Source organism: Butyricimonas synergistica DSM 23225 (genome assembly GCF_000379665.1).
Taxonomy (GTDB): domain Bacteria; phylum Bacteroidota; class Bacteroidia; order Bacteroidales; family Marinifilaceae; genus Butyricimonas; species Butyricimonas synergistica.
In genome coordinates, this window is sequence record NZ_KB903359.1 from 766,466 (window position 1) to 790,514 (window position 24,049).

At 44.4% G+C, this 24,049-nt stretch carries 23 protein-coding genes; 13 read left to right on the forward strand and 10 right to left on the reverse strand.

Going from position 1 to position 24,049, the window contains the following annotated elements; all coding sequences use genetic code 11:
- Window positions 1-10: 10 nt before the first annotated feature.
- The 6 genes from dcm (at window position 11) to A3CY_RS0103450 (ending at window position 7,978) form a co-directional block, all read left to right on the forward strand.
- A complete protein-coding gene (gene dcm, locus A3CY_RS22390; protein WP_018336498.1) occupies window positions 11-1,360 on the forward strand; it encodes a DNA (cytosine-5-)-methyltransferase in 1,350 nt (449 codons plus the stop codon).
- A complete protein-coding gene (locus A3CY_RS0103430; protein ID WP_018336499.1) occupies window positions 1,357-2,907 on the forward strand; it encodes an ATP-binding protein in 1,551 nt (516 codons plus the stop codon). Before dcm ends, A3CY_RS0103430 begins: the two co-directional genes overlap by 4 nt.
- A 1-nt stretch (window position 2,908) precedes the next feature.
- Window positions 2,909-5,122: a Z1 domain-containing protein gene (locus A3CY_RS0103435; RefSeq protein WP_018336500.1), complete on the forward strand. Its 2,214-nt coding sequence runs from the start codon at window positions 2,909-2,911 to the stop codon at window positions 5,120-5,122.
- The gene (locus tag A3CY_RS0103440; RefSeq protein ID WP_018336501.1) at window positions 5,115-6,098 is read left to right on the forward strand and encodes a PD-(D/E)XK motif protein; all 984 of its coding nucleotides are present in this window, start codon (window positions 5,115-5,117) and stop codon (window positions 6,096-6,098) included. Before A3CY_RS0103435 ends, A3CY_RS0103440 begins: the two co-directional genes overlap by 8 nt.
- Window positions 6,095-6,892: a hypothetical protein gene (locus A3CY_RS20125; RefSeq protein ID WP_018336502.1), complete on the forward strand. Its 798-nt coding sequence runs from the start codon at window positions 6,095-6,097 to the stop codon at window positions 6,890-6,892. Before A3CY_RS0103440 ends, A3CY_RS20125 begins: the two co-directional genes overlap by 4 nt.
- A gap of 63 nt (window positions 6,893-6,955) precedes the next feature.
- Complete coding sequence (locus A3CY_RS0103450; protein ID WP_018336503.1) at window positions 6,956-7,978, forward strand: virulence RhuM family protein; 1,023 nt, start codon at window positions 6,956-6,958, stop codon at window positions 7,976-7,978.
- Between the two features lie 720 nt (window positions 7,979-8,698).
- On the opposite strand, the gene A3CY_RS0103455 is transcribed toward A3CY_RS0103450, so the two are convergent.
- From A3CY_RS0103455 to mnmE, 6 genes are all read right to left on the reverse strand, one after another.
- Complete coding sequence (locus A3CY_RS0103455; protein WP_018336504.1) at window positions 8,699-9,772, reverse strand: AAA family ATPase; 1,074 nt, start codon at window positions 9,770-9,772, stop codon at window positions 8,699-8,701.
- A 2-nt stretch (window positions 9,773-9,774) separates the two neighbouring features.
- Window positions 9,775-10,149 carry a helix-turn-helix domain-containing protein gene (locus A3CY_RS0103460; RefSeq protein WP_018336505.1) on the reverse strand — a complete coding sequence of 125 codons (375 nt, stop codon included), beginning with the start codon at window positions 10,147-10,149 and terminating at the stop codon, window positions 9,775-9,777.
- A 100-nt stretch (window positions 10,150-10,249) separates the two neighbouring features.
- Window positions 10,250-11,008, reverse strand: coding sequence for a hypothetical protein (locus A3CY_RS0103465; protein ID WP_018336506.1), 759 nt, complete (start codon window positions 11,006-11,008; stop codon window positions 10,250-10,252).
- Window positions 11,009-11,174: 166 nt separating this feature from the next.
- Window positions 11,175-12,293 carry a tyrosine-type recombinase/integrase gene (locus tag A3CY_RS0103470; protein WP_026207261.1) on the reverse strand — a complete coding sequence of 373 codons (1,119 nt, stop codon included), beginning with the start codon at window positions 12,291-12,293 and terminating at the stop codon, window positions 11,175-11,177.
- Between the two features lie 107 nt (window positions 12,294-12,400).
- On the reverse strand, window positions 12,401-13,861 hold the full coding sequence (locus tag A3CY_RS0103475) for a helix-turn-helix domain-containing protein (protein ID WP_026207262.1): 1,461 nt from the start codon (window positions 13,859-13,861) through the stop codon (window positions 12,401-12,403).
- 386 nt (window positions 13,862-14,247) lie between these two features.
- Window positions 14,248-15,642, reverse strand: a complete 1,395-nt coding sequence (gene mnmE / locus A3CY_RS0103480) for a tRNA uridine-5-carboxymethylaminomethyl(34) synthesis GTPase MnmE (RefSeq protein ID WP_018336509.1) — start codon at window positions 15,640-15,642, stop codon at window positions 14,248-14,250.
- A 121-nt stretch (window positions 15,643-15,763) separates the two neighbouring features.
- Between mnmE and A3CY_RS0103485 the strand changes: the two genes are divergently transcribed.
- Window positions 15,764-16,261 carry a YdcF family protein gene (locus tag A3CY_RS0103485; RefSeq protein ID WP_026207263.1) on the forward strand — a complete coding sequence of 166 codons (498 nt, stop codon included), beginning with the start codon at window positions 15,764-15,766 and terminating at the stop codon, window positions 16,259-16,261.
- A 46-nt stretch (window positions 16,262-16,307) separates the two neighbouring features.
- Here A3CY_RS0103485 and A3CY_RS0103490 read toward each other — a convergent pair whose 3' ends face one another.
- The gene (locus A3CY_RS0103490; RefSeq protein WP_018336511.1) at window positions 16,308-17,216 is read right to left on the reverse strand and encodes a DUF5996 family protein; all 909 of its coding nucleotides are present in this window, start codon (window positions 17,214-17,216) and stop codon (window positions 16,308-16,310) included.
- Window positions 17,217-17,410: 194 nt separating this feature from the next.
- Between A3CY_RS0103490 and A3CY_RS0103495 the strand changes: the two genes are divergently transcribed.
- From A3CY_RS0103495 to A3CY_RS0103520, 6 genes are read left to right on the forward strand one after another with little or no spacing between them, the layout of a single operon-like run.
- A complete protein-coding gene (locus A3CY_RS0103495) occupies window positions 17,411-18,547 on the forward strand; it encodes a hypothetical protein (protein WP_026207264.1) in 1,137 nt (378 codons plus the stop codon).
- 15 nt (window positions 18,548-18,562) lie between these two features.
- The gene (locus A3CY_RS0103500) at window positions 18,563-19,204 is read left to right on the forward strand and encodes an ABC transporter permease (protein WP_018336513.1); all 642 of its coding nucleotides are present in this window, start codon (window positions 18,563-18,565) and stop codon (window positions 19,202-19,204) included.
- Entirely contained in the window at window positions 19,201-20,115 is a 915-nt protein-coding gene (locus A3CY_RS0103505) for a glycine betaine ABC transporter substrate-binding protein (RefSeq protein WP_026207265.1), read from the forward strand. Before A3CY_RS0103500 ends, A3CY_RS0103505 begins: the two co-directional genes overlap by 4 nt.
- Window positions 20,105-20,845: an ATP-binding cassette domain-containing protein gene (locus A3CY_RS0103510; protein WP_018336515.1), complete on the forward strand. Its 741-nt coding sequence runs from the start codon at window positions 20,105-20,107 to the stop codon at window positions 20,843-20,845. The genes A3CY_RS0103505 and A3CY_RS0103510 overlap by 11 nt, the downstream gene beginning before the upstream one ends.
- Window positions 20,846-20,881: 36 nt before the next feature.
- The gene (locus A3CY_RS0103515) at window positions 20,882-22,573 is read left to right on the forward strand and encodes a hypothetical protein (protein WP_018336516.1); all 1,692 of its coding nucleotides are present in this window, start codon (window positions 20,882-20,884) and stop codon (window positions 22,571-22,573) included.
- 10 nt (window positions 22,574-22,583) lie between these two features.
- Window positions 22,584-23,081, forward strand: coding sequence for a GNAT family N-acetyltransferase (locus A3CY_RS0103520; RefSeq protein WP_018336517.1), 498 nt, complete (start codon window positions 22,584-22,586; stop codon window positions 23,079-23,081).
- Here A3CY_RS0103520 and A3CY_RS0103525 read toward each other — a convergent pair.
- The 3 genes from A3CY_RS0103525 to A3CY_RS20130 are packed head-to-tail and all read right to left on the reverse strand — an operon-like array spanning window position 23,061 to window position 24,020.
- Complete coding sequence (locus tag A3CY_RS0103525) at window positions 23,061-23,360, reverse strand: hypothetical protein (protein WP_018336518.1); 300 nt, start codon at window positions 23,358-23,360, stop codon at window positions 23,061-23,063. The two genes, A3CY_RS0103520 and A3CY_RS0103525, sit on opposite strands and share 21 nt — an antisense overlap.
- Window positions 23,329-23,742, reverse strand: a complete 414-nt coding sequence (locus A3CY_RS0103530; protein ID WP_018336519.1) for a phage holin family protein — start codon at window positions 23,740-23,742, stop codon at window positions 23,329-23,331. Before A3CY_RS0103530 ends, A3CY_RS0103525 begins: the two co-directional genes overlap by 32 nt.
- Window positions 23,743-23,747: 5 nt before the next feature.
- Window positions 23,748-24,020 (reverse strand): YtxH domain-containing protein, encoded by a 273-nt coding sequence (locus A3CY_RS20130; RefSeq protein ID WP_018336520.1) that lies wholly within the window; start codon window positions 24,018-24,020, stop codon window positions 23,748-23,750.
- Window positions 24,021-24,049: the final 29 nt, after the last annotated feature.

The window sequence follows — 24,049 nt, forward strand, 5'->3', positions numbered from 1 at the left end:
AAACGATAATATGCCACTTAAGTTTATAGATTTGTTTGCAGGATTAGGTGGATTTCACCTTGCGCTTGAACAACTTGGTTGCGAATGCGTATTTGCGAGTGAGATTAACCCGGATCTTAGGCAATTATATGAAAGAAATCATGGAATACCATGTGCTGGAGATATTACTAAGGTAGATATTAAAAATGAAATTCCTGCACATGACATCTTATGTGCAGGTTTTCCATGTCAACCATTTTCTAAAGCTGGGATGCAAGGCGGATTTGAAGATGAACAAGGACGTGGTAATCTTTTCTATAGGATTATGGACATTCTTAATGAACATAAACCAGAATATGTGTTTCTTGAAAATGTCCCTAATCTTAAGTCGCATGATGGAGGTAATACATATAAGGTAATATCTGAACAGTTAAGTACACTCTATGATATTGCTGATGATATAATTTCTCCACATCATTTCGGTATTCCTCAGCATAGGACTAGAATTTACATTGTAGGGCGTCTTAAATCTCTTGGAGGATTACGTAACTTTAGTTTTCCATCTCACGAGGAGAAAATTGAGTGTAATATTCAGTCTATTTTAATTCCGGAAGATGAAGATTACATGTCAATGCGTCCAGCAACAAGACGTCATATTGCTGTATGGCAACACTTTCTAGATATTCTTGCAGAGAATAATGTTCCTATTCCAACTTTCCCTATATGGGCAATGGAGTTTGGTGCTACATATGACTATAAAGGGCGTGCTCCATATTTTCAAACACGTAAACAACTCGAAGGGAAACGAGGTAATTTTGGGCAACCTATACGTGGAAATAGTAAAGATGACTATTTATTTTGTCTTCCTATATATGCGCAGGACAATCCATGTAAAAGACTCAGTGATCAAGATCGTAAATTTTCATTTCCTGATTGGAAAATTCAATATATTACACAAAACAGAAAATTTTATCAAGACCATCAGAATATCCTTCAAGAATGGATGCAGGAAATTCAGCAATCAGGCTTTGAGAACAGTCATCAAAAATTTGAATGGAATTGTGGCTTTGAAGAGCATCCAGACATATATACGAAAATCATTCAGTTTCGAGCATCGGGAATAAGAGTTAAATTACCAACATATTCTCCAGCTCTCGTACTAAATACAACACAGATTCCAATAATTCCTTGGATTGTTACACCAAAAGGCGAACGTGGTAGATATATGACTCGACGAGAAGCAGCAAAACTTCAATGTATGGATGATCTTCATGAAATACCTGATACTATAGCTAAGGCATTCCGGGCATTTGGTAATGCAGTTAACGTAGAGGTCGTCAAAAGAATTGCTGATAATTTAATCCCGGAGGATAAAAGATGAAACAAATAAACACAGTATCTATTGCACTTAAACCAAATGTTTATAGTACATTCAGGAACTTAAATAATACAGTCTCCAATACTCTAGGAGAGTATGTTGACAATGCGGTTCAGAGTTATCTCAACAATCGTGAATTGCTTTTATCTGTAGAGCCCGATTATAGATTAAGAATAACTATAGCTGTAAATTGGGAACGGAAATCAATTGTAATTGAGGATAATGCTGCTGGTATTGATACGGATAATTACGAACGGGCTTTTGAACCTGCTCATGTGCCTATTGATGATACTGGACTCAATGAATTCGGTATGGGTATGAAAACTGCGTCTGTATGGCTTGCTAATAAATGGCGAGTTTATACCAAAGCTCTTGGTGAATCAATGCAGAGATATACCGAATTTGATTTGCATAAGGTTACAACGGAAGGTAGAGAGGAACTCTTAGTAACGGAAACACCGATGCCAATTGAGGCTCATTTTACCCGTATAGAACTAACAGAATTGTCTAACCATGCACCGACAAGCAATCAGATGGATAAAGTACGTCGTCATTTATCAAGCATTTATAGAAAATTCTTGCGTAGTGGTGAGGTGGAAATTAAAGTCAATGATGTAAAACTGGAAGCACCTTGTTTTGACATTCTTAATGTTCCTTATTATAAAACGCCAAAAGGCAATAGTATACTCTGGAAAAAGGATGTTAATTTCGAAGCGGGTGAATATAAAGCTCGAGGGTTTATTGCAATTCTTGATAAAATTCAAAACAATGCTAATGGTCTTGTCCTAATGCGTAGAGGTCGAGTAATTGTTGGTGGAGGTGATGAACGTTATTTTCCTCAAGTTATATTCGGCTCGCCAGGTAATTTCCGTTATAAAAGGCTTTTTGGTGAACTTGAACTGGAAGGTTTTGAGGTTACGTTTAATAAAAATGGATTTCGTGATGAAGAAGATCTTTATGCTTTTATGGAAGCATTGCGAGATGAACTTAGAAATGATGGATTCAATCTTCTTGGTCAAGCCGATAATTACCGTCAACGCGATCGTGAACAGCATAGTGATATTGCAAAGAATGTCACGAAAGCCCTTAACAAAGAAAGTAAACCGAAACAATTAACTCGATTAGTACAAGAAACCGAGAATAAGATTAACGACCAGCAGCATATTATGCAGTCTGAACAACTTATTCAGCAGGCCGAACGTCTTGGTGGTAATTCGGAATCTTTTACTCTTGGGAAGGAACTTTATACGCTTAATATTGAACTTGTATCTGAAAATGATAGTGATTCAATTTATTCCGTAACAATGGGAGATGTAGACTCTAATGAAAAGACTTTGTTTGATGCAATGGAATCTAAATTAGTTACTTGTAAGATTAACATTGCACATCCTTTTTTTACTCGATTCGATCAATTTAAAAAAGGTAACGACTATATGCCAATTATATCGGTCTTCAAGGCCCTTACACTTGCGGAGTTAATGGCTCCAAATTATGGAGTGCAGTCTGCTTCTAAACTTAGACTTTTGTTCAATCAAAATCTTATGCAATAAAATGGAAATACAGATATTGAATCCTCAAAATACTAACGATTTTACTCCGATTATTGGAGATCGTACAATTGAACTTCTTGACCGTTTTGCCACTAAACTCGACATGGACGAACTTAATACTACAAGAGACGAGACTGTTGACATTTTGTCTTATTGTATTAACCCTAAGCAAAGTGTCCCACAGTCAATTACAAATCTTGTGGTTGGATATGTGCAAAGTGGTAAGACCATGTCTTTTACTTTGTTATCTGCGCTTGCACATGATAATGGTTTTAGAGTCATAATTTATTTTGCCGGAACCAAAAATAATCTTCTTGAGCAAACAACAAAGCGCCTTCGCAAAGACCTTATAAATGGCAATGAAAATGCTGCATATTATAAACTGCATGAAAATCCTACTTTGGATGATGTGCAGAGAATTAGTAATGAGTTTAGGATTACCACTAAGCCAACAATACTCATAACTGTTCTGAAGAAAGACATCCACATAGATCACCTTACGGAGATTTTTCAAAATGTATCAATTAGGAATGTTCTGAAAAATCAAGGAGTAATGATTATTGATGACGAAGCAGATCAGGCAAGTCTTAATGGATACGCTTTCAAAAACAGTAAATCAACTGATTGGGGCGAAGATGAATTTACTGCAACTTATAAGAGCATTCTTGCTTTAAAGTCTGTATTGCCAAATCATTCGTATATTCAATATACTGCAACGCCACAAGGACCATTACTAATTAGCATTCTTGACCTTCTTTCTCCGAAACATCACAAAGTTCTTACACCAGGCAAAAAGTATACTGGAGGCAAAACTTTCTTCAAAGATGAACCTGGTTTAATCCTGACTATCCAAGATAATGAGGTTTACCATAGTAAAAGGAATAATCTGCCATGCTGCCCTCAATCTCTGAAAGATGCACTTATTCTTCATATAATGAGTGTAGCGATTATAGTCAAAATTAAAAAGCGTGAGCCATTTCTTTCAATGATGGTTCATGCAGATAAGGAACAAGATGCTAGTGAGAAATTTCATGGGTGGATTAAAAATATTGTAGGCGTTTGGACTGATATGCTTAATGCAGGTTCTCAAGACTTGGCATATACAGATTTTATTAAGGAATTTAAATCAATGTATCCAGAAGCGATACGTGAGTATCAGAGCCATGGTGAGGACTATCCAACATTCGAAGAGATAATGCAGCACGTTCCGGACATCATCTATGAGACTAATCTAATGTTGATTATTAGCCGTAATAAAAAGAAAGGACAGACATCGGAGATAGATTGGGATAGTAGTATTTCTCATATTCTTGTTGGTGCGGATATGCTCAACAGAGGTTTTACTGTTGAGAGGTTGGCTGTTACATATATGCCTCGTCACAGCGTAAGTAAATCTACTGCTGACACGATTCAGCAGCGATGCCGTTTTTTTGGTTATAAACGCAACTATCTTTATTCTTGTCGAGTATATCTTCCAGAAGATACAGCTCTCGAATATAGTGAATATGTAGATCATGAAGAAGAAATGCGCGACTGGCTTAAGAAGAATACAGATCTTCGTAAGGTTGAAAAACTTCTTCTTATATCTCCAAGCCTTAATGCTACACGTAAAAACATTCTGTCAAAGGATACAGTTTACTGTAAATTAAATGGTTGGAGAAAAATGAATGCCTTTCAGAATATAGAAGAAAATACTAAATTCGTGGAAGATTTTCTGGGAACGGTATCGTTCAAATCTTATCAACCATATGGAACTGATGACAGGGATCACAGATATGTAAAACTTTCTATAGAACAAGCAATTGATTTTCTTACTAATTTCAACTTTCAATGTGCGCCTGATGCTGCGAGAAAACAGGCGACATTAAGATATATTCAGTATCTTGCCTCGCAAGAAAATAATCCAATGCAATATGTATATTTCATTCATATGGCATATAGGAATACAATGGGACGTGAGCGTGCCTTTAATTTGGAGAAAAAGACTGTTAATAATATTCACGCAGGTCATGATCCTAAAGGATATCATATATATCCGGGTGATTCAGAAATTAAATTTGAAGATGCTATTTGCATACAATTGCATAAGGTAAGATTGAAGTGTGCAGACTATAAGTGGAGCGGCAAGGCGGCATATACTCTTGCTATTTATTATCCCGAAGACTTTGCAGTTAGTTATGTTGAACCCCGAAATTCAGTCAAAAAATATGAATGATGTTCATCAAGTGTTCAAATCCCTCTTAAACAAACCAGTTGAAGAAGGATGCTATGCGGCTGATTCTATACCGTTTGCTTGTCAACATAAAATAGGAATTTCGCCAGAGGGTTATCCTATGTTTTTTATTCAGACGTTGGGTAAAGAGAAAACTCTTGACATTACAATGGAGTTTATAAAAGTTATGTTTAATCGATCCTGCAGCATTATAGAGAATAATGAAATACGGAGAACTCATGAGTACACAATTGTCTCCTTGAATGCTGGGAATGTTGATTATCAGAAGTATTTTATAGATGTGGTTTGTATTCTTTTGCATGGACTTTCTGATAATGTTACAATCAAGACCCTCAAAATTGAATTAATGAAAATCGCTGACTTGTTCAGTAATTTGAGTAAACCATCAAAGAAAACCTTACAAGGTCTTTGGGCGGAACTATTAGTTATCGAACGATCTAAAAGTCCTGCGTATCTTCTCCAGTCATGGCATGTATCCCCAAATGATAAATTTGATTTTAATGATGGTATAGATAAAATTGAGGTTAAGAGTACTAGAAATGCAAGACGAATTCATACATTTTCTTTAGAACAACTTCATCCTAATGTTAACGCAAATCTTCTTATTGCCTCTGTGTTTGTAATTGAGACGGGACATGGGAGAACTATTTTTGATTTAAAGAATTCTATTTGCAAGAAAGTTTCTGACCTCAAACTTCAATATCGTCTTAATGAAATAATTGTGCAGACTCTTGGTCGTGATTTTGATAAGGTAAATGATGTCAGTTTCGATTATCAACAAGCACTTGACACCATTGCGTTCTATGATTATCAAGATATACCATCAATAGCAATTGAGAATATACCAAAATCACTTTCTAATATTCATTTTGATTGCGACTTGTCGACAGTTAAAACTATACAGGATAAGAACTTAGAAATAAATGAAAGTTCACTTTTTAAAAGTATACAGATATGAGCAAGATTAACCCAGATACATTGAGGGATTTGTTTCTTGCCGTAATGACAGGTAATCCTGATTTTGAATATGTCAACGGAGAACAACCATTTGTGATTAAGTACAAAGGCCAACGTTATCATATATATATGATTAAACTTACGTCAGCCTATTTTAAATCACGCCCAGACACTACACGCGCGCAACTTAATAGACGTGTTTGTTTTGATGAAATAAAGAAGTCTTCAGATCCTTTCATATTTCTCGGATATGATAGTGACAATGACGTCCTTGTGTGCTGGAATAATAAGATTGCTAAGGCAAGACTTAATGAAAAGAGTACAGTTTCTTTTTATTCTCGCAAGATATATCAAGACCAGATAATTCTTGGTGAACCGAAGCATTTTAAATTAAAAAATGGGGATCAACCATATTTTTTTAAGAGAAAGGACCTTCCGCTCTTTTTGGATAAGGTTAATACGTTGTTTCCTGATATTGCCGAGATTCCAAAACAAAGCGAACGAAGAGAAAAGGATCTGTATTCTACTCCAAATAATAATGCTGAAAATCATCTGAATGATGTAGAACTTTTAGCTTTGTTAAAACCAATGCTTGTCGGTCCAGCTAAACGTACTCTTGAAGCCGTACAAACCATGATGAATTATTTACGTGATAGATATGGCATTCATATTTCAATGCGTGAATGTACAACGTTTCTGAAAACGTTACATTTTGACATTGTTGACGGTTATGTTTCACATCAGGAAAACCTCCATAATGTAGCCGAAGGGATTAATAATACATCTAAAAAATAAATGAACATTAACTTTAAAATGATAAAGTGAAAATCTAGAGTAAGACGGAGTAGCTATTAAATTATGGCAAAGAATATAGAAATACGAAATAGTACGGCTGAGTTTCTCATCTTCATGCTTGAGGGTAAGGAGGATGGGATCCAAGTGATGTATAAGAATGAGACCATTTGGGCGACACAAAAGGCTATGGCGCAGCTTTTTGATGTGGGAGTACCTGCAATCAGCAAGCATCTTAAAAACATCTTTGAGAGTGGAGAGTTGGTTGAAAATTCAGTTATTTCCAAAATGGAAACAACTGCTTCGGATGGCAAGAACTATAACACGACATTCTATAATCTCGATGCCATTATCAGTGTCGGATATAGAGTCAATTCTGTTCGTGCCACTCAGTTCCGGCAGTGGTGTACGTTTGTACTCCGCCAGTTTGCTATTCGCGGATATGTGCTTGATCATAAGCGAATGGAGAACGGGGCTTTCTTAGGTGTGGATTACTTTGAGCATTTGCTTGCCGAAATAAGGGAGATAAGACTGAGTGAACGTCGTTTTTATCAGAAACTCACGGATATCTATGCTACGGCAATAGACTATAACAAGGATGCTCCGACAACCCGTCTTTTCTTCAAGAAGGTACAGAACAAAATGCACTATGCTGTGCATGGACATACCGCTGCGGAGTTGATAGTTGAACGAGCCGATGCGAATAAGGAACACATGGGATTGACCACATGGGAGAATGCTCCGAATGGAAAAATTGTCAAAACTGACGTGTCTGTAGCAAAGAACTATTTGCGAGAAAAAGAATTGGAAGAAATGGGCAGGATAGTCAATGCGTCCCTTGATATGGCAGAAAGTATGGCTATGCGTCATATACCTATGACAATGGAAGATTGGGCAAAGCGAATAGACAAATTCATCAATTTATTTGATAGTCCTATATTACAGGATAGCGGAAAGGTTTCTGCTGAATTTGCTAAAGAGTTTGCTGAATCAGAGTTTGAAAAGTACAGGATCATTCAAGACCGCCTTTTCCAATCTGACTTTGATAGATTTGAGGATAATAGCCTTCCTTCATTGGATGTGGAATAATTATGATGCCATTAGGAGGTTGGCTAAATCAGCCTAAGGAATATGGCAGATTCATGTAGTTAAATTAGCAAGCGTTCGTACAATAGTTCTGTGTTCATCATCTAATATCTGCATTTATGGTGGCCGACATTACTCCGGAATACTGGCATTGGAACTTGAATTATGAAAAATGATTCCTAAAAGAGTTCGTAAAAGAACTACTGAAATACGCTTGTCTATGGTAGCTGTCAAACAGAGCCTACAAAGATGTTGGACGACACTCCAAAATACGATGCACATGGAGTGAAAACGAACTCCATAGTTGCTATAAAGTTCAATCCTGCTTGCTGGAGATTGGCAACATCTCACGAGCGATTTATCGCTTGGGGTATTGAGTTACCCTAACTCAATAAATGTTGTATAATGGGCAAGCCCAGACGCAATTTAACTGGCAAATTTCGCTTTTGGGCGAGAAAGACGAGGAGAAATGCTGGCGAAAAGAAAAAATGCCCAAATAACGCCTTTTTCTCATCAATCAGCTTGCTGAAGGATTTGGCAATCTCAAACGACCGATTGGTTGCTTGGGGGGATTATGCTACCCATATAAGATAATGTCCGTACAACGGGCAAGCCCAGTCAATGGCAACGACCGATTCCGTGAATCAGCATGAAACCAGTCGTTGCGCTTAAACTTTGGCTTATATACGAATGGACACTTTTAGAATAAAGTCAAGTGGAGAGTCAATAATGGTAATCCGGCATGAACCGATAAATGCCACGGCTTTCCTGAACCACCATCCGTTTGTTCGTGAGAAACTTAATCAGCTCTACAATCTTGTTGTGATTCAATTTCGTTCCTGCCAGTTCGTAGGCGGTGGTCAGTTCTTCTTCTAAAGCCTTATATCCCGAAATAGTCTCTTTACCGTCAAAAGCCAGTTCGAGAGCCTTGCGATGGATGGCTTCGTGGATATCCTTATAAGGGGAGAACGGTTCCTGTTTGGGACGACCTGCGCTCTTCTTTGTCGGCACATAGTCCGGCAGAAGTTCGGGCAGTGATTGGTCATTGATGCAAAATGCGAATGGCAGGAAGTCTTTGGAACGGGTATGCACACTTTCCACTTTGCTGATGTTGCTGTTGTCCTTGTCTTTTTCGATTTGGATGACAGTCTCAGCCTTGTTGTTGATTTCCGTGCCGATGTGCCCACGGGCATTTTCATCGCTTTTGTTCTGGTGAAGGATGGTGTGAAGATGAATCTGGTATTCGTCAGTCCACTGCATAAGTTTGGATATTACACATGTGGCTTCACTTGGTGAATTGATGTCATAAACCAGGTCGCGTATTCCGTCAATCACCACGAAGCCGAGACCCTCAATCTGACTGATGGCATCGTCTATGATAGCCAAACGCTCCTTGGGATTGAACTTGCGTAGAGCGAGAAAATAGAAACGGCCGCAATCCTCATTGGCCGGCAACTCTGCCAGTTTCATGATACGATGCATCACAATCATACAATGGTTCTGACTCTGTTCTGTGTCAATGTAAAGGATGCGGTTCTTTCCTTCTGGGAAATCCGTTGTGTAGTTAAGGACTTCCTTTCCGGACAAAGCAGCTGCCACCATAGCGGAAACATTGAAAGTCTTTTTGCTTTTAGCCTTGCCAATGGATGCACTGAAATTTCCCAATGTCCCGACAGGCACTCCGCCTATTTTCAGAACTTCCGGCTCCTGTTTGTACTCCTTTCCCAAACTGAGCATGGTATCTTGCCATCTTGTAGCGACCTGAGCAAGATCTTCAATGGGTGTTGCTGTTTCCATACTCACCAGTTTTTAGGGTTAGGCTTGCGACGATGTGAGGCATACATCGCTTCGTTTTCTTCCTCATAGGTGAGAGGTACTGACGTTTTGCGTGATGCTTCCAGCCATTTGTCGAGTTCGTCACGATAGATATAGAGGTGCTTTCCTTGCTTGATTACAGGAATGCTGTCCTTCTTTATCTTGTAATAAAAGGTGGAGACCGGCATTTTCAGATAAGCACAGGCTTCCTGTACCGTCATAGGTACATGCAGATTCTCCTTTGGTTCACTTTGACGGTTAAGATTGTCCCTAAGCAAATTTTCCATACTTGCGATTCGCTCGCATAGTTCGCCTACCACTTTCGGCAGGTCGTTAAAAGTTAACTCAGTTGCAGTCATATTATCAATAATTTAAATTAATATGCTGCAAACCAACAGAATGAAATCTTGCAGAAATTCGTCAGCCGGAAGAATGATTACCGTCTGCACGGTTTAATTCTCAAGTGTTGTTATGAAAGCGGAAATCTCTTTTGTCCGGCACGTCAATAGGAATGTCGCATGGGGCATTAACACGCAAATTGGCTTCCAGATATTCTATATCAGCGTTACGCAATTCGTATGGGAAAGATGATTTGATGAATACCGCCCTGTCGCGACGGGAGACTCCAAGCCGTTCGCCGATATTCCAAGCCAAATGTCTTAAAGAGGGAGAACTGAGCTTTGCTTCTTTCGTTGAATGGATTGGCTGGCAGTCTGTCACCCGATTTTCGGCAAGACACTCGATATTGTGGAATAACGTGCTGATATTCTCCTTTGACAGATATTTTGAGGCCTTTTCCACCACATATTCACGGATGGCTATCATGGTATCCCTTTTCCGCTTCACCTCTTTCAGCTGCTCTTCCACGAGAATGCTCTCGTATTTTTCCAAACTGTCCGGCATTTGTTCCAGTATAACCGGTTGAGTCTCTGTTATAGAATTATCTGAGCTAACCTCTTGCGAACAATTACTTTGTACTCGCTTATTTATAGCACTATTGTTAATACTCTTATAAAGCCCTGCCATTACTTTGCGGAATACGGCAAAGGTCACAATGAGCATTACCAAAGAAATAATAAAAATGGTGACATCAAACAGAATGTAGTGATTGAACTTTTCTCCAAGATTGTATGCGGTGAGTGCCGAGAGTGAAACGATTACCACGCATACCAGACTACTGATGTCCGCGGTTTTCTGAACTTGTACATTATTCTCCATATAGTTGTGATTGTTTACAATTCTATGCCACAAAGTTCTGCACTAATTTCCATATAACCATAAATACTAATGGTTGTTGGACAGATATTTATAAATAATTATGGTTAGAATATGAATCATACTCAGAAATCATACTCTAACCATATAAAAACGGTGTTTATGTCCGTTAGCTCTTACGAATCAGGGAGATTTTATTGCTGGCTTTTCGCTTGTTGCTATCCACTACTTTCATGTATCGTTGGGTAGTGGTGATGCTTTTGTGCGCCATGATACTTTGAATGGTCCGGATGTCCGTTCCGGCAGCAGCCTGCAAGGTGGCGAATGTTCTCCGGTACGAGTGGAACGTGATGTTTTTGGTGATACCGGCAGTTCGAATCCACTCTTTCATGGGGTACTGTGTCCAGCATCTTTTCAGTCCCTTGAATACCAGTCCTGTCTTTTCCGGGGAATAACCGATTAATTGCAAGGCCTCATCACTGATGGGGATAATATCTTCTGTCTTTGTCTTTTGAGTGACAGTATATACGCATTTTCCTCCGGCTGCAAAGTCAACGATTTCTTCCCACCGCAATGTGAGAATATCGCTGATTCTCAAACTTGTCAGGCAAGAGAACAACGAGGCGGTTTTCAGAACCGGTATCTTGCAGGGCGTTTCTGCCAATCTGTACAGTTCTTCTACGCTGAGATAGTCTTTGACCACATCTTCCGGCTCTATTTTCTCCAAGAAATCGTTTACATTGGAATGAATCAGTTTATTGCGATAGAGTATTTTGAGGAATCCTCTGAATGTGGACCAATAGCCCACGGCTGAATTGCGTGATATGGGACGCTCCGGACGTCTCAGTTGCTTCGCATTGAGCAGATACTCCCTGAACTTGTTGCATAAGTCCACGTCAATCTCCTCGAATGAGCATTTACCGCCCACGAAATTGCAGAAATGCAGATAGACGAACTCCCATTTTTGGTCGTGTTTGCGGAGTGTCTTCTTATAATAGGCAAGGAAATCTCCTTTCATCTTGCTCTTGTCAAAGAAATCATACCGTTCATTGACGATGGATTCAAAACGTCGGCATCGGATAGCTTCCGCCTTTTCCGACATGACGGCATTGAAGTTCTGTTCCCGTTGGTTCTTTGGATTGGCATAGATATAGATGCCCAAAGATTCATGACGGATTACCTTCATACTCTCTTTGTCGCGATAACCGGGATAATAATCCAGATAGAATGACAACATGTTTTTCTTTAGAGGTCTTGTCCTCAATGTTACAGTTTTACATTCGTGCATAATGATAAATATTATAATTGGTGAATAATCTGTTGCAAACCAATACAATGAAACAATGCTGAGGACTGCCATTACTGAAAATGATTCTTGTCTGTGCAGAATAATTCTCAGATGCCGGATTTTTCAGCCATAACCTTGTCAAAATCCTCTTTCAGCAGGAACATCGACTTGCCGTGATGCATCTTCCGTATGCTGTTGTACCTCGCATAATTATAAACATCATCCCTGCGAATGCCGTATTTTTCCATCGCTTCGGCTACACTGTAATACCTTTCCCGTTGGTCGAAGCCACCGTTTTTGATGATGTCGATATGGTCTTTGGAATACTGGACTTTGCCATAAACAACACGGGAGGGGATTTTATGGCGATGCACAAACGAACATCGGGCATCTTTGCTCATGCCGTAGATTTCTTCCATTTGCTCCGCACCAATCCATTCCTTGATATTGTCAGCCGCTTTGTACTTGGCAAAGAATCGGTCAACTGACAGTTGTTCGTAATAGTTGAACCCACCATGACTGATTTTAGGAATGTCGTTTTCACGGCACAGCCTGCAAATGGTTTTCCTGTTCATCTGATAGGTTGTCGCAATTTGTTCGGATGAGTAATAGCCTTCGGGGATTACAAAGGTCTCTTTCGGCATGTCGTATTTCTTTTCCCGTTTCTTGGGTGTATATGTTCCATCGCGATGCTCAATATAGACTTTGTCAAACTCCGAACGCAGCACCATTGTCCGGCTTCCTTGCCTGAACCGCTTGATGTCGTACTTGTTGACATAGTAGCTGATATTAATCTTGGTAAGTCCGTATTTCTCTGTGATTTCATCGTAGGTATAATAGTCGGGATTCAGCTTCTCCTGCTTTTCCTTAATCGCGTCTATATGGGCACGGGAATAATACACCTCGTGGTGGCGGTTGATTCGGGGGATATTGTGCCGCAAGGCAAATGTGATTACCGCATTACGGCTCATATTATATTTCTCCATAACCTGCTCCGGCGTATAGTAGCTTGCTGGATTGATATCCTCGGCAAGGTCAGCGAAGTATTTGTCTATAAGACTACGGTTGTAGAACACCCGATTGCCCTCCTCAATCTTCGGGATGTTATACAGCTTGCATCTACGGTAGAGGGTTTTCTTTTGGATTTGGTACTTCTCCAAGATCTCATTCGTGGTGTAATAGAGTGCGGTCTGTTTCCTTCCATAATTACGTTTCTTGTAATCAGGTGCGTTGTCGAACATCTTTTCAATGTCCGACTTGCGGATAATGGTACGCCCACGAAGTTGTAAAGCCCGGATGATTCCGACAGCCATGTGGCGATAGATGGTCGCCCGGCTGATACCTAAAAGGGTAGCGGCTTCGGCAGGGGAGAGATACAACTTGCTCCCCACGATACCGACTTCCTGCATGGGCTGCTCATTTTGCCGTTCCTCGTAAGCCTGCAATCGTTGCTTCCGCTTCTTCTCTTTGTACGCTTTTTCATTGCACAATTTGCTGCAATAGCGTGTTACCATCGTGTGTGCTATAAATGGTTTGCCGCACCACTGGCATTTTCTCTGGATTTCCATATATTTGCTTTTTGCACATATATGCCTTGGTCTCGGCATACAATCAACACGAGGTTGTTGTCTGCACTCGACTTTCGGCAATATTCGTCGCCTTTAATTTCGTCGATTCTGTCTCAACGCGTCTCACAATTTCTCACAGCGTCTCACACTGTGTCTTCTATAGCGGTTTGGCTCATTCTCATTGCGTCTCACATCGTGCCTAAGATGTCGCTATGATGAGTGCGAAGTGTCCGCTTATTTGTTCGGCGGTAGAATTATGGTACAAAATGATGCTGGAAATCCGCAACCAGTCAGATTTGACTGGAAACCACATAAAAAGAAAAGCCGCTGGCTATCAGCGACTTTCTTCTAGTTGGCTATGGTTGTTTACGACTGTTTACAAACCGTCATTTCCCGATGCAAAAATTCTTGAATATATTCCCCAGTACTTCATCCGTAGTGATCTGCCCGGTGATTTCGCCAAGATAGTGGAGGCATTCGCGGATATCCTGGGAGATGAATTCACCGCTGAGGTGGGTGTCCAGACCGGAGATGACACGTTCGATGGCAGAGCGGGCGTGGGATAAGGCTTCGTAGTGGCGGGCGTTGCTGACGATGACGTCACCGGAAGAAAGGGCGGAAAGGTTGACGGTGGAGATGAGATGCTCCACTAGGTTAGGGATGTTATGCCCCGTCTTCGCGGAGATCGGGAGGATAATTTCACCGAGGGAGAGAGTGGCAATTTCTGAAACAAGGGAGTCCGGGCTTTCGGATTGATCGATCTTGTTGGGCAGGATAATCAGGCGGGCATCCGGGGCTAGGCGTTCTTTGACACGGGTATAGTATGGGGTAAAGTTTGAAATATCTCTGGTTGCATCGACCAAGAGCAAGACGATACGTGCTTGTTCAATCTTGGAGAAAGTACGTTCGATTCCCATGCTTTCCACTTTGTCATCGGTGTGGCGGATGCCGGCGGTGTCAATAAAGCGGAAGGTGATGCCTTGCAGGTTGATGGTATCCTCGATGACGTCACGGGTAGTACCCTCTATGTCGGAAACGATAGCACGGTCTTCCCGGAGAAGAGCGTTCAGCAGGGTACTTTTTCCCACGTTAGTATTCCCGACAATAGCAACCGGGATACCGTTTTTAATCACGTTGCCCAAAGAAAAAGAATCACACAACCGGGAGATCAGGGTATCAATCCCCACGGCAATGGAACGCAGTTCGGAACGATCGGCAAACTCGACATCCTCTTCCGAGAAATCGAGTTCCAACTCGAGTAACGAGGTGATACGCAAAAGTTCCAGGCGCAACTTCATCAACTCCTCGGAGAAACCTCCCCGCATTTGGCTCAATGCCATTTTATGGGCAGCAGATGAGGACGAGGCAATCAGGTCGGCAACGGCTTCCGCCTGAGAAAGATCCATTTTGCCGTTCAGGAAAGCCCGTTGCGTGAATTCCCCAGGGGTAGCCAAACGGGCACCGGAAGCAATCAATAATTGCAACAAACGTTGCTGGATATAGACGGAACCGTGGCAGGACACCTCGACAGAGTCCTCACCCGTGAAAGAGTGCGGGGCGTGGAAAACGGTCACCAGTACTTCGTCAACCATCTCCTCCCCGTCCATGATCTTTCCGAAATGCACCGTGTTCGGGCGCACCGTTGCCAATCGTTTTCCCGAGGGAGAAACAAACAGCCGGTCACAAAGTTCGACACAGCCTTTCCCGGAGAGCCGGATCACGGCTAATGCCCCCATGCCGGGAGCGGTTGCGATTGCACATATCACGGATTGATCTATCATAAACGTACCTTTTCCGCGAAGGTAAACTTTTAATCCGGAACAAACAAAATCTATCTTTTCTCGTTACAAGAAACAATTCCCACGGGAAAAGAACTATTTTTGAACTTTAAATGATAAAACGATGAACCACATAATAATGACACTCGGGGGACCGAACGATGACCGGGGACATTTAAGCCGAATTGCTTTAGACCGCCTGGAATGTACCTATTCCCTCTACACGAACAATAACAACACCCGCGTCCTCTGCACGGGTGGTTTCGGGGACAGTTTTAACCGAACCCCTCACCCGCACGCCTATTACGCGAAACAATACCTCATGCAAAGAGGCGTGAAAGAAGAAGACTTCCTGCAATTCACGTTATCTACCAACACGGTAGAGGACTTCAGGATATCGAAAGCGATAATCGAGAGGGAACAACCAGACATCTTGTTGGTAGTGACTTCCGACTTCCACATGAGGCGGGCGAAGGTGTTTCACGACATCATTATGAAATACCCTTCTACCGTTTTCGTGCCTGCCAAATCAAGCTTGACCCCGTCGGAGTTAGCCCCTCTCCTCGCCCACGAGAAACAGGCAATCGAGATGCTGAAGAAAAATAATTTCATCCTATACTAAAATCATAAAATAGAAAGGCTGCCCTAAAGCAGCCTCTCCTCGTTTGCTAATTAGCGTATGTTAGTGGTGTAGTTATCCAGTCCAAATGCTGCCACGGGCGCACTTTCTGCATAATATCGAAACTCGATTGCAGGAATTGCCGGACTGCATCAAAAGGATCGTCATAAGCAAAGGCATCTTCAAGCGTCAGGAAGAATTCCTTCTTTTCCGGCTTGAATATTGCCATGGTCGGACGAATCAAATGGTCATTACCTTTCAGGTCACTGATAAACGGGTAAGGTAAACCGTAAAAAGCGGGACGGGGATAATTCGGGTCTCCAGGCCAAAAGCCGCACTCGAAATAACGCTCGTCGAAAGCGGGATCGGAAATCGCCTTTTTCATCCCGAAAGGTGCAGATTCTCCGCTGTACACGATACCCGTGAGATCCATCGTCCCGAAATAATATGCCGGACCATCCACTTTCCCCCGGAAGCGGGAAAGGAATCCCCGTAAAGCCTCGTGAGCGAAAAGGTGGTTCCGGTGCCACAACTGCACCGCCTCCTTATCGTAATGACGATGCTTCGTGTCCTTGTCGAAATCTATCGGGTCGTAGAACTCCTGCGCCCTCACGTTAATGGTGGTCGGGGAACCGATCTCTTCCAGCGACTTCATAAAGTGCCCGTAAAACTCTGCCACGGAAAGCCCGTCATGCAGTGCAAAACTCACCTCTTCCCCGTTGCCGTTGCGAAAGATAATCATGTGTTTCATAAAATTAGCCTGTATCTCGAAAGGCGAATCGTCACCGGGAATGATACCCGTGGAAAGCCCTTCTATCGTGAGGTACAAACGCACATGCGCCCACTCCGGACGCTGGTGGCAACGCACGAGCTTCACCTTCCCCAGCATCTGCAAATACATATGCATCGTGTCGGCAGTCTGTTGCCAATCCGTATAGTTCAAAAATTTCTTATCCATAATATCCTATTTCAAATTCATGTCACGAGTGAAAAATCTCTCCTCGTGTTATTCCTTTAACGGGAAGACCCTTAAAATAGTTTTACTTTTTAGCTATTTAGTTATATCCACACGGATTCTGCAAACAAAATATAATTTTAGGCAAACCCAAATCTCTTAACTTCCGTTATACATAGAAAACAAAAGATTGGTGTATGAAAAATAAACAACTATTATTAGCCATATGGATGCTATTTATCACGGCATCCCTTCCCGCTCAGGAAAGAGAGAGGGAACTCCCGAAATTCAGGCTAGGCGGAGCGCTTCGTTTCAATTATAACTTCTGTGACTGGAAAGCGGGACATCGTGACCGGAGCGGTGACTTCGGGTTCGACGTCTTGTATTTCAAACTGACGGGATCATACCGCAACATCATATTGAGCGCAGACTATCGTTTTTATAGCAAGGACTTCGGCGGTCTCATGCTGAAATACGGGTGGATAGGCTACCAGTTCAACGAGAAAAACCAACTGCAAGTCGGTCTGACAGGCGTACCTTTCGGGATACAACCCGTGGCTTCTCACAATTTCTTTTTACAGATAGCCTATTACGTCGGCTTGGAAGACGACTCCGACATGGGAATCAAGTACCTCCACACGGGTGACCGCTGGGATTATGCCTTCGCCTTCTTCAAGAACGCGGACGAGTTACTCTTCGGGTCGGACGACGAAACTTCCGATGACCGTTATGGTTACGACGTTGCCGGGCGCAACAAGGAAATCAACCAATTCAACGGGCAGGCTTTCTATAAGTTCGGCGAACGCTCCCGGCAACGGTTGGGAGCCTCGGCAGAGTTCGGGCAACTCTACAACCTCGATACCCGGAATAACGGCACGCGTTACGCCTTTGCCCTGCACTACGAACTCCCGTGGAACCGCGTGAGCCTGAAAGCACAGGCAGCCACCTATGCCATGCATCCTAAAAATGCCGCGGATGATGACGACGAGGTGGTGTCCATGACCGCCTACGGAGCCCCCTATCTCGTGGCAGCCAAGGCGAATCTCTACATGCTGAGTGCCGGGTATACTTTCCCCGTGAACCGCAAGTTACTAAAGAGCGTACAAGTGTACAATGACTTCGGGTGCCTTGACAAGCAAAACAACGACTTCAAGAACAGCTACCAAAACGTCACCGGCTGTATGCTCGATTGCAGTCCCGTCCTCGTGTACGTCGACTATGCCATGGGGAAAAACCACGGTTGGCTGGATCCCGACTGGAACAGCTTCGGTACCGGTGGCGAGAGCAATTCATGGCACGCCCGCTTCAACGTGAACGTGGGTTATTATTTTTAATTAAAATCGAACAAGATGATAAAAGAAATTTACTCGCTATACGTCGATCGCTGGCGTTTCTTCCTGAGCCTCACGGGGGAACATCTCCAGATATCGTTAATATCCATCGTGGTTGCCGCCGTTATCGGTCTGGGGTTAGGTATCCTGATCAGCCTCTACCGGAAAAGCTCCTCCACGGTGCTCGGGCTCACGAACTTTATCTACACGATACCGTCCATCGCCCTCTTCGGCTTCCTGATCCCCTTCTCGGGCATCGGCAACACGACCGCCATCATTGCCCTCTCGATATACGCCCTCCTGCCCATGGTGCACAACACCTACACGGGCATCGCGGGTATCGACCGGGAGATCATCGAGGCGGCACGAGGCATGGGAAGCACCACCTTCCAGATCCTTTACAAGATACAGATACCGCTGGCATTTCCGGTGATCCTGTCGGGCATCCGCAACATGGTGGTCATGACCATTGCCCTCACCGGTATCGCCGCCTTTATCGGCGCGGGAGGACTGGGTGTTGCCATCTACCGGGGTATCACGACCAACAATTCGGCGATGACCATTGCCGGCAGCTTGCTCATCGCCGTGCTCGCCTTGCTGGCGGACTGGGGCGTGGGACGCTACGAGAACTACATAAAAAGAAAACGTAAACTAATATGAGAAGATGTATGAAATATTATTCACTTACAGCGCTCATCGGGCTCGTGTTGCTGTGGGGGTGCAATTCCGGAAAGGACACCATCCATATCGCCACCAAGCCCATGACCGAACAATTTATTCTAGGAGAAATGCTCTCCTTGCTCATCGAAGAGAACTCCGACCTCCACGTGAAGATCACCAAGGGCGTGGGTGGAGGCACGAGCAACATACACCCGGCAATGGTCAAGGGCGACTTCGACCTCTACCCGGAATACACGGGCACGGGCTGGCTCGTGATCTTGAAAAAAGACACCCTGTTACCGCCCGACGAGCTTTACGCCGAACTGCAAAAAGAATACTCTCGGGAGTACGGGCTCAAGTGGGTGGCTCCCTACGGTTTCAACAACGCTTACAGCCTCGCGGTCAACAACGCCGCGGCGGAGAAATATCACTTGAAGACCTTCTCCGATCTGGCACGCTATCCCGACCGGTTTATTTTCGGTGCAGAATACGACTTCTACGAGATCAACGACGGTTACTCCGACCTCTGCGCGTTCTATGACTTCAAGTTCAAGAAAAACCTAGACATGGACATCGGCTTGAAACACGAGGCGATCAAGTCGGGCAACATCGACGTGATGAACATCTTCACGACCGACGGTCAACTCAGTGGAGCTGACCTCACCGTGCTCGACGACGACAAACACTTCTTCCCCTCCTACTACTGTGCCACGGTGGTGCGGGAAGAAACCCTCGCGGCACACCCCGAACTGGAAGCGATACTCGCGAAGATGCAAGGTATATTGACCGACTCGGAAATGGCAAACCTCAACCACGAGGTGGACGTGAAACACCGCCTCGAGCGTGAAGTGGCTGCCGAATTCCTGCAAAAGAAAGGTCTTTTAAAACAAGAATACGACCATGGGAAATGATATAGCTATCCGTTTTGAACACGTCACGAAATCGTACGGCGAACGGGAAATACTCAATGACTTCAATCTTGAAATCCGCCGGGGCGAGTTCCTCACCATCATCGGGAGTTCCGGTTCCGGCAAGACCACGGTACTGAAACTTATCAACGGGCTCATCGCCCCCACTTTCGGGATGATATACGTGGACGGGAAAGACATCTCGAGAGAGAACCAAACCCTGCTGCGCCGCAACATCGGTTACGTCATACAAGGCATCGGGCTTTTCCCCCACATGACCGTCCGCAAGAATATTGCCTACGTCCCCAGCCTGCTCAACCACCGGGATAAGGAAAGAACCCGCCGCGCCGTGGAGCGCCTGATCGGGGTCGTGGGACTCGAACCCGATATGCTCGACCGTTATCCGGCGGAACTCTCCGGCGGGCAACGCCAACGCATAGGCATCGCCCGAGCCCTTGCCGCCAACCCGGACATCCTGCTGATGGACGAACCTTTTGGCGCCGTCGATGAAATCACCCGCAAGATGCTGCAAAACGAGATCATCCGCATACACGAGCAACTGGGGGTAACCATCGTGTTTATCACCCATGACATCAAAGAAGCGCTAAAACTCGGGACACGGGTTATGGTCATGAACAAAGGGCACGTCGAACAACTCGACACACCCGACCGTATCCGGAATTCCCCGGCAACCCCGTTCGTGAAGGAACTGGTACAAAGTTGTATTTTTTAATAGAAAATCGTTACATTTGCACGAAACCTGTAGCCTATGAAAAACTATAACCAGTGTGAATGTGGTCTGGTATACAATGAATTTTCCATTATATTGATACAGACTTTTACCTCCCCCGGGATAGAGATTCCCGACTTGGAGAAGCCTGAATTCAAGCCCTTCATCAAGAGGGACTGTGACGGGAACTTCGACGATCAACTGTTTACCAACACTTGCCCCGAACATCCTTGGGACGAGTCGGCTTTCCGGCACAAGCACGAGCGCAAGGAACCCCACACGGGTCCCCGCATTGAACGCTACCGCCTGAAAGGTTTTGACATCTGCATCGACATCGGGGGACTAACCCCTGCCCGCCTGTGGGGGCGGGTACACGTGCGGGCTACCGTCTTTTTCAACAAAACGGTAGAAATATCCTACCGTATCATCGTGACAAAAACAGGCAAGATCAACAACACCCGGTTCTGCCAGACGGATGTTCCCTTCAACACGGACCAACTGATTGCCGTGGCAGGCATCGTGCAGCACGTGGAGCATTGGGTGTACAACAGGAAACTGAAAGGACAAGAGATAGACGGTTCCCTGAAAATAGTCACCATCGGCGACCTGCACCTTGACGAGCGATCCACGTTCCACCCCACCGAGGTAAAAACCAAAGGCATCACCTTCGAGGAAGTGCAGAAACGCTACCGTTACTTCTTCGACAGGCAGCCCCTCCGGGATTACCCGAAACCACAAGAAGAGAAAGAATTTGAATACGGCGACCACAATTACATCTTCCTCGACATCTGGGAATCGGTCAGTCATGCCGGTCGTGTCCGTTTCGACGAACTGAGCGAGGACAAGGTGATCGAGCACATCGAGCAATGCCACAAGGCAGAACTCGTGGGGCTGATGACGCTCTACCCCGAGGAATGGCCTTACCGCATGGATTCCAGCTTCGAGGACATCTGCGGCAAGAACATCGCCATCGACACGGACGACCTCGTGCTGGCGAATGAGAACATGAGCCTCGTGGTCGGCACCTACGGCAACCGGGGCAAAGAAGCTCCCACCGACTGGAAAAAGCACCTCGCGCGCCGGGACCGCTACCACGTCAGCTGGCCTGAATACCTCGTGCTAGTCGAAATCCTACTGGCGAAAAAGCACACCATCAACTACGTGCTCAACAAATATATCTTCAACTCCCGCCGGGCGATCAAGGAAAACAGCAAAGCGGACTCGAGGGACGGGCAACCCGGTTTCACCATCATTAACGACAAGATACTGGATATGATCGAGCAGAACGCCCGGTTGAGCATCGCCCTCTCGGACGTTATCCTGCAACTCGATTCGGTACGCTACCTCCGGTACATGTCGCACAAACACATGTACCACGAAACCAGCCGCCGCCTGCGCATCGAGGACGACGAACGGCAATTGAAGGAAATCACCGAACGGGTGGACAAATCCCTTACCAATGCCAACAACATCGCCGACCTGAAGGAAGCGAACAGCACGAAGAACATCCTTCTGTTCATCTCCATCGCCTCCCTCTTCGGGGTACTGCTGGAAGGCAACGGGGAAGCGCCCGTCTTTTCGATGATCTCCAGGGAATTAGGCGTGTTCACCGCCGTCCTGCTCGTTATCATCACCTCCGTCGGCATCTATTTCAGCATGAAAGTACTCGTCCGGGTAATCATCCATTATTTGAAGAAAAAACGTACAAGAAAAAAATCACGTGTAATTTAATAAACCCAATATGATAAAAACATACACAACAGAGTATAGAACACTCCTTTGCGAGTTTTTCTCCCGCGTCATCGAGAGCCACAAGGCTTACATCTCGCACGGGGAGCTACAAATGGGCATTGCCCTCGACAGCGATGAACTAGCCCCGAACTACAAGGAAATGTGGTTGCAATACCTCGACCGCCAAGTGGCAGACCCGAACAACACCCTGCTACTTTACCTCGAGGGCGACGACATCGTCGGTTTCGTCCTGTTCGGCATCACGGATGACGGGGCTCTCCCCTACGGCGTGATCTTCGACCTCAGCGTCGATCCCGCCTACCGGGGCAAACGTATCGGGCAACAACTCCTGCAACAAGCCACCGAAAGCTTCAAGGCAAAAGGCATCCGGGATTGTTACCTCGAATCGGGCGTCAACAACCATTCCGCCCATCGCTTCTTCGAGCACCACGGGTTCCGGCAGGTTTCCGATATATTCAGGCTGAAACTACCCCCGCTTTCCAAATAACCTGCCGATCCGCCCCACGCCCCAGCGCAACACGATGGGCACAGCCACTTCCATCAATATGGGCGAAAGGTCTTTAAATATGGCACCCAGCATGGGTGCCCCGCGCCCTTCCGTGTCCTCGTTCGGGGTATCGTCCTTCTTGTTGGAAAAAAACAATGATGATATACCGGAAAATAGTAATTTCCCGGAATGGCGGTGGATAAACCGAAAATCCTCGTTCAGTCGTTCTTCCTGCAAACGGCAACTCTCACGCACCCGTTTCTGTTCCGCCTTCAGCATCTCCAGTGGGGTCGGCGGTTTGTTCGTCCTCTTTTTCATCTTTACTCATCATTGCGGTTATAATCTCGTTCATCACCTTCGCGCTGATCTTCTCCCGGAACCACAAGATGGCACAAAACAACAACAGGTACATCCCCACCACCAGTAAAAATCCAAGCGCCATGCTGTTTAACATCTCACCGAGGAAAAATCCAAGGGCGAGGAACAAGAAAAGAATAGCGAAGAAACCCAGCAACACCAAAACAATACCGTACGAGAAGACCGCCACAGTCTTGGCAACCCTCTCGTACGTGTTCAGTTTTAGTAGCTCAAGCCTCGTTTCCACGTAAGTTGAAACATCGTTTTTCAACCCGGAGAAAGTCTTCTCGGCAAAGTTCTCCATACGCCTTACTTCGTTTCGGCAGCCGCTCTTTCAGCCTTCCCCGCTACTTTTTCAGCCACCTCGTGTACATTTTCAGTCACGTGTTCACGTGCTTCCTCCGCTTTTGATTTTGCTTTTGAATAAGCACTCTTCACCTCGTCCTTCACTTTGGAAACGGCGTGATCAAACTCTTCAGCCAATTTCTTCCGGTTGTCGGCAACCATCAGGTACCCGACAGCCACTCCAACTACGGCGCCTATACCCAGACCCAGCAGTAAATTTGTAGTTTCGTGTTTCATGTTCGTCTAATTTTTAATATATATACCCT